General features: G+C 53.4%; 1 rRNA gene. It reads left to right on the top strand.

Annotated features, from left to right (window positions below):
- Positions 1 to 1,467, top strand: a 23S ribosomal RNA gene (locus IE191_RS20890); the annotation flags it as partial.

The raw sequence follows: 1,467 nt of genomic DNA, 5'->3' as shown, positions 1-1,467 counted from the left end.
AGCCGTTAGGTGTAGGCGCAGCGAAAGCGAGTCTGAATAGGGCGACAGAGTTCGATGAATTAGACCCGAAACCCGGTGATCTAGGCATGACCAGGCTGAAGGTGCGGTAACACGCACTGGAGGGCCGAACCGTTCAATGTTGAAAAATTGTCGGATGAGTTGTGTTTAGGGGTGAAAGGCCAATCAAACCGGGAAATAGCTGGTTCTCCGCGAAATCTATTGAGGTAGAGCGTCGGACGTATACCGTTGGGGGTAGAGCACTGGATGGATGCGGGGGTCGCGAGATCTACCAACTCTAACCAAACTCCGAATACCAACGAGATTTATCCGGCAGACAGACGGCGGGTGCTAAGGTCCGTCGTCAAAAGGGAAACAGCCCTAACCTACAGCTAAGGTCCCCAAGTCACGTCTAAGTGGGAAAGCATGTGGGAATCCCAAAACAACCAGGATGTTGGCTTAGAAGCAGCCATCATTTAAAGAAAGCGTAACAGCTCACTGGTCTAAACAAGGGTTCCTGCGGCGAAGATGTAACGGGGCTCAAGACGTGCACCGAAGCTTAGGGTTGGACTTTATAGTCCAGCGGTAGCGGAGCGTTCCGTAGGCCTGCGAAGCGGAAGGGTAACCGACCGTGGAGGTATCGGAAGTGCGAATGCTGACATGAGTAGCGACAAAGAGGGTGAGATGCCCTCTCGCCGAAAGACCAAGGGTTCCTGCTTAAAGCTAATCTGAGCAGGGTGAGCCGGCCCCTAAGACGAGCCCGAAGGGGGTAGTCGATGGGAACCACGTTAATATTCGTGGGCCTGGAGATGAGTGACGGATCTCTTAAATTGTCAGCTCTTATCGGATTGAGCTGGCAGTGACGAGGTTCCAGGAAATAGCCTCTCCATATAGACCGTACCCGAAACCGACACAGGTGGTCAGGTAGAGTATACCAAGGCGCTTGAGAGAAGTATCCTGAAGGAACTCGGCAAATTGCCTCCGTACCTTCGGAAGAAGGAGGCCCCACCTATGCGCAAGCACTGGTGGGGGGCACAGGCCAGGGGGTAGCGACTGTTTAGCAAAAACACAGGACTCTGCTAAGTCGGCTTCAAGACGACGTATAGGGTCTGACGCCTGCCCGGTGCCGGAAGGTTAAGAGGAGGAGTGCAAGCTCCGAATTGAAGCCCCGGTAAACGGCGGCCGTAACTATAACGGTCCTAAGGTAGCGAAATTCCTTGTCGGGTAAGTTCCGACCTGCACGAATGGCGTAACGACTTCCCCACTGTCTCCAGGATATGCTCAGCGAAATTGAATTCTCCGTGAAGATGCGGAGTACCCGCGGTTAGACGGAAAGACCCCGTGCACCTTTACTGCAGCTTCAGAGTGGCATTAGGAAAGAATTGTGTAGCATAGGTGGGAGGCTTTGAAGCACTGGCGCCAGCCGGTGTGGAGCCATAGGTGAAATACCACCCTGTTGTTTTCTGATGT

Source organism: Novosphingobium pokkalii (assembly GCF_014652855.1).
GTDB classification, from domain to species: Bacteria; Pseudomonadota; Alphaproteobacteria; order Sphingomonadales; family Sphingomonadaceae; genus Novosphingobium; species Novosphingobium pokkalii.
The sequence above is the reverse complement of the archived record's forward strand: the minus strand, read 5'-3'. Positions and strand labels throughout refer to the sequence as shown.